Source organism: Catenibacterium faecis, from assembly GCF_014306455.1.
In the GTDB taxonomy this organism is placed as follows: Bacteria; Bacillota_I; Bacilli_A; order Erysipelotrichales; family Coprobacillaceae; genus Catenibacterium; species Catenibacterium mitsuoka_A.
In genome coordinates, this window is sequence record NZ_JACRWG010000009.1 from 36,371 (window position 1) to 47,316 (window position 10,946).

Consider the following 10,946-nt stretch of genomic DNA (forward strand, 5'->3'; position numbering starts at 1 on the left):
AAATGAAATCGTTCTTTTTAAGTGAATTGTTGCTTTAGGTAATTATATTACGCAGCAAAAATATCATAATGATACTCATGATATGCTTTCTTAAGTGAAATAAATAGGCAATGGTATTAAGATAAAGAAAACTAATACCTTCGTGTCGTTAAGAAAGGGTGTTTGCTATAAAATGGCAGACACCTTTTCTATTACCGCTAAAAAGCATTTGAAAATAATATGGTTTATGAACTGCTCCTAAAGAACTATTACATAGTTCTAAAAAATACATTCCTAAAATAATAGTGCATAATAAATTATGTTAGAATGCTCTATAATTTAGAGGCTTACATGATTGATTTTTTATGACGCATTTAAATGATTTTTATGGTCTTTGGGGAATAGAATTAATGACTTTAGTTAAATACATGGAATGTGTGAAGTAGTACTATTTACTATACGTAATATCTAGTTTTATAATACGAAAAAATCCAGGAAAAATATCCTGGATTAATCAAATGTGACATATTCGTTATCTAAAGGTTTAGCCCCTTCAACATGATCTACATCAAGAACACAGATATTCGCATTCATAGATGGATCATATTCAATATGTGTATGACCTTCTAATAGAAGCCATTCATTAGGTATGAATTTAGACGCATATTCACTTACGCAAAGCATACCAATTAATGAAGTATCCTGTTCACAGCATACCATTGCATAACGACCAAGAATAAAACCATTAGGAATCACTTTATCACGACCTATGAATTTACCTTTTATTTTAATTGTCTTTTGATCATAACGTTCTGGATGTTCCATCGCATCATAACAGAAGATACCAAAATCATGATCAGCAACTTCTAAATGATCTTGTGTATAATCATATGGTAATTCATCATCCTGCATAGTATTTACAGAACCATCTTTATTTTCATAGATGATCTGACATACAGGATTCATTGCCTTGATGTTGTTTCTTAAAGTAGACTTCTTCATACCATCTTCAATACGGTTAAAGATGACTAAGTCACTCTTAGCACAATGTTGGAATAAGAGTGCACGCATGTTATTCACATAAAGCTGGAAAGTAGAGGCATTGATAGTAGTTAGAATCTGTACAACATCCCAGTTTTCAGGGAATGGTGATTCTACAAACTGATCTACATTCCACATACCATTAAATTCTACAAGAACCTGTGTAGGATGATATTTCTCCTTTAAATCCTTAAAGAAATCGGCAGTCAAGTCTTCTTCATTCTCTACATAAACGATTTTACAGTTATGTTCCTTAATAGCAGCTTCATTATATTCTACTTCACCTTCTTCTGTCACAATAAGCACAGATGTCTCATAATCACAGAAGTCAGTATTAATAATTGTATCGTTGATAAATGTTGTTTTACCACTTTCTAAAAAGCCAGTAAATAGATAAATTCTTGTTTCTAAATTATCCATACATTAACCTTTCATTAAATCATAGATTTTATGTGCATCAAGCTTTTCACCAATCACACACATTCTTCCACCAACATCTGGTGTACATTCACGGATTTCATAATCACCACTTACAAAGTCAAACTCAAACCACTTACCATCAGTACCCTTCACAATACCCTTAGAACGTAGAATATGACCTAAAGATTCATCAGTACCTAAAGTCTTTAACTTATCATCAAGTTCTTCTTTAGTAAATGGATGTGCTGTTTCAATACCAATACTATTGAATACTTCATCTGCATCATGCATATCTTCTTCATCATAGTATAATGTGCTGTCTCCATCATGGTGATGATGTTCATGATCGTGATGATGACCACATTCACATTCATGATCATGATGGTGTCCACATTCACATTCATGGTCATGATCATGGTGATGATGATGGTCATGATGATGTCCATGAATACTTTCCTGATGTTCCTTTTCAGCGGCAATCAATGCCTTTTCTAAAGCATCCTTATGATTACTTGCTTCAAGAATCATATCACCTGTAATCTGATCCCATGGAGTAGTAACGACTGGTGCATGAGGATTTAATTCTCTAATAATATCTAAACATTCCGCAATCTTTTCTTCAGACACATCCTGTGAACGGCTTAAGATTACACAGCTGGCAGCACCAATCTGGTTATTAAAGAACTCACCAAAGTTCTTATGATACATCTGACATTTCTTTGCATCTACTACAGTAAAGAAACGATCAAGTGTTAAATCAGCACCATGTACCTTCTGTACAGCCGCAATAATATCAGATAACTTACCAACACCTGTTGGTTCAATAATAATACGATCAGGATGATATGTATCTACAACTTCCTTTAAAGCTGTTTCAAAATCACCTGCAAGACTGCAACAAATACAACCCTGACTCAATTCATTGACAGTAATACCTGCATCACGCATAAAACCACCATCAATTCCAATTTCACCAAACTCATTTTCAATGAGTACTAACTTTTCATCTTTTAAAGATTCATTTAATAATTTTTTAATAAGTGTTGTTTTACCAGCACCTAAGAATCCAGAAATAATATCAACTTTTGCCATTTTATTGACTCCTTTCTTAACCATTTCACATTATATCATTTTTCTTAAAAAACGCTCAAAAAATGATAAAAAAGCTTATATAAACTTTTCAATAAATACACCTATTCCATTGGAATCTTTATCCTTTGTGACATAGTCAGCTGCATCTTTCGCATGAATAGAACCATTTTCCATCACAACACCAATACCTGCTTCTTCCAACATATCTATATCATTATCTTCATCACCAAAAGCCATACATTGAGATATAGAAATATCATGAAGAGCTAAAGCCTCTTTTAAACCATTAGACTTAGATACATGAGGATCCATATATTCATACAAGAAACTGGTAGTCACTAAGGCAGACGCTTTATAGTCTTTATTCTTAAATGATTTAGAACGTTCCACTATCTGAGGCATATAGCTTGGATCACATATAATCATCAACTTACGATAAGGACGTGTTAAGAACGTATCAAAATCAACAACCCTATATTCAATCCCATCACCCTCAGCCATATCTTTAATATAGTCATCATCCTTAGGTGCATATAGAATACCTTCATGACAGATTGTAAAGTTACAATCCATATCTTTGTAATGATTCATGATTTCTTTAATCAATTCAGGACTCAATGTATGATTCTCCTGATATATATCAAGAATATAATCATCAATCTCAGAACCTCCAGAACTCACTACAAAATCAATACATCCTTCAATACCCCATGATTTTATATGATTTCTTACACTATCTGCATCTCTACCTGTACATATTCCAAATAATATTCCTTTACTTCTTGCTTTCTTAATAGATGAAACAGTTCTTTCATCTACAACCTGTTTACTAGTCAGTAATGTTCCATCAACATCACATACAATAGCTCGTATATCCATATTTATTCTCCCGTCATTCTTTTGTAGTACTCTGTTTTCTTTTCAATATTCTCTTCATAATGTCTTTTGAAATATGCTGTATAAAGAGTATCTAATACAAATAATAGACTTAATCTGGTACTATAGGAAGACATTTTCTTATAGTGATTTTCCTTTGAACTTAAGAATAACTGATAATCATAATACTTGATTTCAGGATGATATTCAGTAGAAGAAATCAGTACAGTAGGGACATGATTCTTATGCAAAATAGAAGGAATCTTTTCTGATAATATCCCACGTCCATTAAAGGTAATGACTATTGCAAGGTGAGAAGAATCACTTGATGCAGCAAGTAATTGTGATTGATATTCTTCTGAAGGAACATTAACCTGTTTTCCAATCTCCAACATCTGAAAACTAAAATTCTTCGCAAAGAATAAATGACCTGCTGAAGTATAAATATCAATCTGTTGTGAAGAATCCATTAACTGTACAATACCCTGTAATGTATCTAAATCAAAAAGGTGACTTGTTTCTAATACTGTTTGATTATAGTCTTCTTTTAATAATTCAATCATTTCATGATGTGTCTGATATTTCTTGATTGGATAATCAAAATCAAATGCCTCATCCATCTTTTTATACTCAGATAATGAAGATGATAGTTTTACTTTTAAATCAGATAGTCCTGATGTGCCACATTTAGTCGCTAAGCGATAAATAGAAGTCACAGAAACAAAACATGCTTCACTTATTTCTTGGGCAGACATATGAATTACTTTCTCAGGATTCTCTAAAATGTATTTCGCAATCATCTTTTCACTTGTTGTAAAGTCTGTCTTTGTTTGTAGTAATGTATAGATGTTCATAGAAAACCTCCTAAAATATTTATTATATTTCTATAACTATGTATATGTATGTGTTATAATCCAAAAAAAGGAAGGTGATATTTATGATAGATGGACATATGCATCTAGAATATGGGAATCTCTCAAAAGAATATGTACTACAGTTTGTGGAAAGTGCAGTAAAGAATGGTATGGATGAAATACAGATTCTTGATCACACACATCGTTTTAAAGAATTTAGACCTATTTATGAAGGCGTAAGAAAAGCATCTCCTTATCAGGAAGAATGGTTAAACAATAAAGAAATGAAGTTTCATAGTACTTTAGATGAATATTGTGCTTTAATTAAAGAAATCAAGGCAATGGATTTACCTATTAAGGTTTCTTTTGGTTTAGAGGTATGTTATGTACCTGAATATGAAGAAACAATTAGAGAAATATTAAAACCTTATCATTTTGATTTCTTAGTAGGAGCCATTCATTCTATTGACGGTAAACTCTATGATATGAAATGGTCAGAAGAAATCTTATGGAACAAGTATCCTGTGGATGAAATCTATAAGAGATACTATGAATGTGTCTTCTCACTTGTAAAGTCTGATTTATTTACACAGCTTGCACATCCAGATACGATTAAGATGTTTGGCCATTATCCTACTTATGACTTACAGCCTACATATGATGAACTTGCTGAATTATTAAATGAACATCATATGAAAGCAGAAAACAATGTAGGATGTTACTATCGTTATCATACACCTGATATTGGCTTATCAGACCAGTTATTACAGACTTTGAAAAAACATCATGTTCAGATGATTACTGCAAGTGATGCGCATCATCCAGAAGATGTAGGTCGTAATATAGCGGATGTCTGGGAAAAAACAATGAAGTAAGAGAAGATTGACAAATTTTTTTCATACAAAAGGAAATATGATGATTGAGTTTGATAAGTATTCTTCTAGTTCATGTGATTTCATAGAAATAAATGGAGAGAAATATATAATGAAACACATAGGAAAGGAGAATAACTTAACCAATTAAAGTCACCAGGTATGATGAATGATGAAAAAGTACTTGATGCTGCTTTGAAAATCATTAAAAAATATACAATTGTCAAACTCCTTAACAACGAAAGTGAAGACTGGGTCATCTTCACTTTTTTGATATATTTTTATTATAAAAAGTACTTCAATAAAATATAAATATTGATAATTTTCTACCTTAATTTATATTGAATAACTCAACAGAATTTAATAAATATATAATAAATTTGAAGGAAGGAGAGAGACTTATGAATAAAATCTTATTGGTATGTAATGCTGGTATGTCAACAAGTATGCTTGTATTAAAGATGGAAAAGGCAGCACAAGATAAAGGTATTGAAATGGAAGTGAAGGCTCTCCCAGTAACAGATGCAGAAAAAGAACTCAATGACTGGGATGTCATTATGTTAGGTCCACAAGTTCGTCATATGGAAAAGAGATTAAGAGAATTAACATCTACACCAATTGAAGTCATCAATATGCGTGACTATGGTATGATGAACGGTGAAAAGGTTTTAGATGCTGCTTTGAAAATCCTCGGATAATATTTGATAATTGAATTACTCCTTAATGTAAAAAGTGAAGATGGGTTCATCTTCACTTTTTGTTTTTCTCCAGTTTTTCTAAATGTTTCTGATGGAGCTCTTTATAATGATTAAAAGCATGAGGATTTAATTCCTGTAGCTTCTTTTCATATTTACTACGGTACTGTTTTAATACACGTAATGTTTCAGGATTCATGTCATGTAACTTTTCTTCAATACGATCACGATATTGTTCGAGTCGTTCTTCTACATACTGTTCATTTTCATGAATCTTTTCCATGATTTCTGGAATATGCATTTCTAGTCTTGATAAGAATTCATCCGCTTCAATTAAACCTAGTTCACCAAAGCCTGTATGATTTTCAATATCTTTTAATAGTTCAGGAGATAAGTCAGTTTTAGAATGAATCTTATCCAACATTTCCTGAGTCATCTTCTGTTTATACTTTTCAGCCTCATTTCCAAAGGCCCATTCTAATTCAGGCTGTATAAATGAGATATGAGATGTTTTTAAATCTTCTAATGGATAAGGAGGGACAAGCCCACAATCTAATAATGCCTGCTGCATTGTACGTCTTACATGACCACTTGTAATTATATCTATACCACCATTTTCTCTTAATGCTTGATTAAGATGATCCATATGACGTGTTAGATAGAAATCTATATTTCTTTTCTGTAGATCATTATAGAAGATAATCAAACGATCAATAGCAGTAAAATCAATATTACTAATACCAGAAGCATCTACAATAACTTGCTCAGTATCTTCTTTAATCGCTTTTTCTATATCTTCCTGGAACTTATCAATATTCGCAAAGAATAGATTTCCTGGGAAACGATAAATAATAGTATGTCTAATTGGTCTTGCATTCGCATTCTTCTCTAGGTTAAAGAAACCTGTCTGCCCGGGAATAACACCTAAGAAATGGGCTGGTGGAGTGACTGCCTTAATAACTACAGCGAGGAATGATAAGACAATACCAATCACTACACCATAAATAGTTCCAAAGATGAGTACTCCACAACATGCTGCCATAAAGATATAAAATTCATTTCTACTTTCTTTAAATAAACGTTTACCTAACGCAAAGTGACAGGCACCAAGTAAGGCGGTAATAACGATAGCAGTTAAAATAGGAACAGGAAGATATTCAATAAATCCTGTACCAAATAATAGAAGAAGTGCCATAGTTGCAGCAGCTGATAAGCTCATCACCTGAGTCTTACATCCATACTGTCTTGCAAGTCCTGTTCTAGAAACAGAACCATTAGTCGGACAACATCCTACAAGTGAAGTAGCTAGTTCAGCCATACCATAGGCAAATATTTCTTTATTTTCATCTAATTTATAGCCATCTTTCATTGCATTACCCTGTGCAGATAATAGAGTCTGTGCGAGTACAACTATCGCAATAGATAATGTAGTAAAGAATAAAGCAGAAATATCTACATGGGCAATAGAAGGAATCACAAGCTTTGGTAAACCTGGATCAACATGAGGCAATAGTTTTACTCCATATTTTTCTAAAGGGAATATGGCAGTCAATAAAGCCCCTATAAACATCATAAGAATAGGCATAGGAATCTTCTTATTTATTCTCTTTACAACAAGAATAATGACAAGGGTACTCATACCTAATACAAAAGATAAACCATTAAAGAGTGGTAATTCTTTAATAATATGATTGACTAATTCGAATATTTCACCTGTTCCTGTTGTCCCACCAAAGAGTTTAGGAACAAGCATCATAATAATAGATAAACAGATACCTGTTACGAATCCACCCATGACAGGTGTAGAAATATACTTAACTGCACGTCCTGCTTTAATGATTGAAAAGAAGATCAACCATAAAGCAACCATCAATGCTATAACAGGGACCGCCTGCATTGCTTCTTTAGTTCCTGCAGTAATACCAAGAGTAGCCAATGCACTTCCAGTAAGAGCTGCAGGAGCTGCATCTACACCAAATACAAAATCATGACTCGTAGTAAATAAACTAAATACGAGAATAGGAACTAAAGAACCATATAAACCATAGACCATTGGTAGACCTGCAACCTGTGCATAACCCATGGATATAGGAATAGATATAAAAGCAACAATAATACCTGCAAAAATATCATTCATTGTCGCATTCTTAAATTTCTTCATAAGCCACCTCTTTCTTAATTCTAATTATAATGATTTATCAAGATGAGTCTATCTCTATCAAAATATATCTACGTTGTATACAATCTAGAATAATTTTCAAATTATTTGTATATTTTAATAATATCAGTGGACAAATTTGTATTTATCTAATATAATGCATATAAATTAACAAGGAGGAAATCGAAAATGACAGATAAGAGGGTTTATAATTTTTCTGCAGGACCATCTCAGTTACCTGTAGAGGTATTAAAGGAAGCAGCAGATCAGATGCTGAATTATAAAGGCTCAGGCATGAGCGTAATGGAGATGAGTCATCGTTCCTCAACATACCAAAAGATTTTTGATGATACAAAAGCAACTTTAAAGAAAGTTTTAAATATTCCAGATAACTATAAGATTTTATTATTACAAGGTGGGGCAACACAGGAATTCACAAACATTGCCTTAAACCTTATGGCGAATGGTAAATCAGATTATATCGTTACAGGAAGCTTCTCTGGTAAAGCGGCAAAAGAAGCGGCTAAGTTTGGGGATGTTCATATTGCCTATAACGGTAAGGACAACGATTTTACAGAAATTCCTACACAGGATCAGCTAGATATTCGTGAAGGTGTTGATTATGTACATCTTTGTAACAACAACACTATCTATGGTACAGAGTGGAACTATGTGCCAGATACAAAGGGCGCACCACTTGTAGTAGATATGTCTTCAGATATCTTATCAAGACCTGTAGATGTTTCTAAATATGGTGTTATTTATGCCGGTGCACAAAAGAATATGGGTATTGCCGGACTTGGTGTAGTTATTATTAGAGAAGATCTAGTAAAACCACATCCAGCTAATATTCCAGTTCTTTCAGAATTAGATACTATGTTAGAAAAGGATTCTATGTATAACACACCACCATGTTGGGCTATTTATATGTTAGGTCTCGTAGTGAAATGGATTGATGAACAGGGTGGACTAGAAGTGATGAAGGAAAAGAATGAAAAGAAAGCTAAACTTCTTTATGACTACTTAGATCAGTCTGACTTCTATAAACCACATGCAAAGAAAGATGCACGTTCTAATATGAATGTGACTTTCACAACACCATCTAAAGAATTAGATGCTGAATTTGTAAAGGAATCTATTGCAGCAGGTATGACAAACTTAAAAGGACATCGTAGTGTAGGTGGTATTAGAGCATCTATCTACAATGCAATGCCATATGAAGGTGTAGAATATTTAGTTAATTTCATGAAAGAATTCGAGGAGAAATATAAGTAATATGTATAAGATTAAAACTTTAAATAAGATTTCTGAACAGGGCTTAGAAATCTTTGATGATAATTATGAAGTCGGTGATAATTTAGAACATGAAGATGGAATCCTAGTCAGATCAGCTAAATTACATGACTATGATTTTCCAGCTGAATTAAAGGCTATCGCAAGAGCAGGTGCAGGTGTCAACAATATTCCTGTAGATACATGTACTGAAAAAGGAATCTGTGTATTTAATACACCAGGGGCTAATGCGAATGCGGTTAAAGAATTAGTGTTATGTGCTTTATTCTTAAGTTCAAGACAGGTGATTCCTGGTATTGAATGGGTAAAGACATTACCAGCTGATGATTTTGGAAAAGCTGTAGAAAAAGGTAAGAGCCAGTTTGTTGGTCCTGAAATTGATGGTAAGAAGCTTGGTGTTATTGGTTTAGGGGCAATTGGTGTGAATGTAGCCAATGCAGCTGTTAAATTAGGCATGGAAGTTTATGGTTATGATCCATATATCAGTGTCAATGCAGCATGGAAACTATCTAAATGGGTTCATAAAGCAGCTACTGTAGAAGAATTATTCAAAGAATGTGACTATATTACTATCCATGTACCAGCAACTCCTGACACAAAGAATATGATCAACAAGAAGTCACTTGCAATGATGAAAGACGGTGTACGTATCTTGAACTTTGCACGTGATACATTAGTAAATACTGAAGATATCATTAAAGCATTAAAGTCAGGTAAAGTGGCACGTTATATTACAGACTTTGGTTCTAAAGAACTTGTAGAAACTGAAAATACAGTTGTATTGCCACACTTAGGTGCTTCTACTCCAGAATCAGAAGATAACTGTGCAACTATGGCCGTAAAAGAAATGATTGATTACTTAGAAAATGGTAATATTCAGAACTCTGTTAACTTGCCTACAGTTGTAGAACCACGTACAACAACATATCGTGTATGTATTATTCATAAGAATATTCCTAACATGTTAGCAGTATTTGCGAACGCATTTGCGAAAAAGAGCATGAACATTGAAAACATGGTCAATAAAGCACGTGGTGAATATGCATATACTGTCATTGATACAAATGATTTATCAGAAGATATCACTAAAGTGATTGAAAATCACGAAGGTGTTATTAAAGCAAGAATTATTGCGAAGATTGTTTTCTAAATCCTTCTTTTTGAATAGTCCATCTAGTGATGGACTCAGACTGTTGACAAACTAAATGTTAACAGTCTTTTCTTTTAAAATCGAATAGTATGTGATAATATAGTTAATGTCGTAAGTGTCCACACTCCAATTAAGCAAATTTGTGGCCTTACGGCTTTTTCGTATCCTGTCAATTAAGGCCTAAAAATGGTATAATTAAGGTGCTTAATTGGAGGATATAAATATGGCTATGACTAATCGTGCAAACATTAAACGTGATGGACTTATCATGAGTACTTTAGACGACCTAGTACCGCAGGATCATTTGGTTAGAACACTGGAAGCTACGATAGACTGGAAATTCATCTATCCGTTAGTGAAATCACTCTACAGTAATTTCGGCAGACGTTCTATTGACCCTGTGGTACTTTTTAAAATGATCTTTATCAATTATACATTCGGCATCAACTCTATGAGAAAGACCTGTGAAGAGATCAAGGTCAATATAGCTTATAGATGGTTTTTAGGTATCAGCAT

The 10,946-nt window shown here is 33.1% G+C and carries 10 protein-coding genes; 5 read left to right on the plus strand and 5 right to left on the minus strand.

Going from position 1 to position 10,946, the window contains the following annotated elements; translation table 11 throughout:
• Positions 1–489 precede the first annotated feature (489 nt).
• From H8909_RS03890 to H8909_RS03905, 4 genes are all read right to left on the minus strand, one after another.
• Positions 490–1,440 (minus strand): TIGR03943 family putative permease subunit, encoded by a 951-nt coding sequence (locus tag H8909_RS03890; protein WP_187011914.1) that lies wholly within the window; start codon positions 1,438–1,440, stop codon positions 490–492.
• Positions 1,441–1,443: 3 nt separating this feature from the next.
• Positions 1,444–2,532: a CobW family GTP-binding protein gene (locus H8909_RS03895; protein ID WP_187011915.1), complete on the minus strand. Its 1,089-nt coding sequence runs from the start codon at positions 2,530–2,532 to the stop codon at positions 1,444–1,446.
• Between the two features lie 75 nt (positions 2,533–2,607).
• Positions 2,608–3,411 carry an HAD family hydrolase gene (locus H8909_RS03900; protein WP_187011916.1) on the minus strand — a complete coding sequence of 268 codons (804 nt, stop codon included), beginning with the start codon at positions 3,409–3,411 and terminating at the stop codon, positions 2,608–2,610.
• Between the two features lie 2 nt (positions 3,412–3,413).
• A complete protein-coding gene (locus H8909_RS03905) occupies positions 3,414–4,262 on the minus strand; it encodes a MurR/RpiR family transcriptional regulator (protein WP_187011917.1) in 849 nt (282 codons plus the stop codon).
• Positions 4,263–4,345: 83 nt separating this feature from the next.
• On the opposite strand from H8909_RS03905, the gene H8909_RS03910 reads away from it, so the two are divergent.
• Positions 4,346–5,137 carry a histidinol-phosphatase HisJ family protein gene (locus tag H8909_RS03910; protein ID WP_187011918.1) on the plus strand — a complete coding sequence of 264 codons (792 nt, stop codon included), beginning with the start codon at positions 4,346–4,348 and terminating at the stop codon, positions 5,135–5,137.
• Between the two features lie 398 nt (positions 5,138–5,535).
• The gene (locus H8909_RS03915) at positions 5,536–5,832 is read left to right on the plus strand and encodes a PTS sugar transporter subunit IIB (protein ID WP_187011919.1); all 297 of its coding nucleotides are present in this window, start codon (positions 5,536–5,538) and stop codon (positions 5,830–5,832) included.
• 52 nt (positions 5,833–5,884) lie between these two features.
• Here H8909_RS03915 and H8909_RS03920 read toward each other — a convergent pair whose 3' ends face one another.
• The gene (locus H8909_RS03920; RefSeq protein WP_187011920.1) at positions 5,885–7,990 is read right to left on the minus strand and encodes a SulP family inorganic anion transporter; all 2,106 of its coding nucleotides are present in this window, start codon (positions 7,988–7,990) and stop codon (positions 5,885–5,887) included.
• A gap of 186 nt (positions 7,991–8,176) precedes the next feature.
• Between H8909_RS03920 and serC the strand changes: the two genes are divergently transcribed.
• The 3 genes from serC to H8909_RS03935 form a co-directional block, all read left to right on the plus strand.
• A complete protein-coding gene (gene serC, locus H8909_RS03925; RefSeq protein ID WP_187011921.1) occupies positions 8,177–9,262 on the plus strand; it encodes a 3-phosphoserine/phosphohydroxythreonine transaminase in 1,086 nt (361 codons plus the stop codon).
• A gap of 1 nt (position 9,263) precedes the next feature.
• Entirely contained in the window at positions 9,264–10,430 is a 1,167-nt protein-coding gene (locus H8909_RS03930) for a phosphoglycerate dehydrogenase (protein ID WP_187011922.1), read from the plus strand.
• A gap of 229 nt (positions 10,431–10,659) precedes the next feature.
• Positions 10,660–10,946, plus strand: a 287-nt coding sequence (locus tag H8909_RS03935) for a transposase (protein ID WP_238928211.1), incomplete at its 3' end; no start/stop codon positions are given.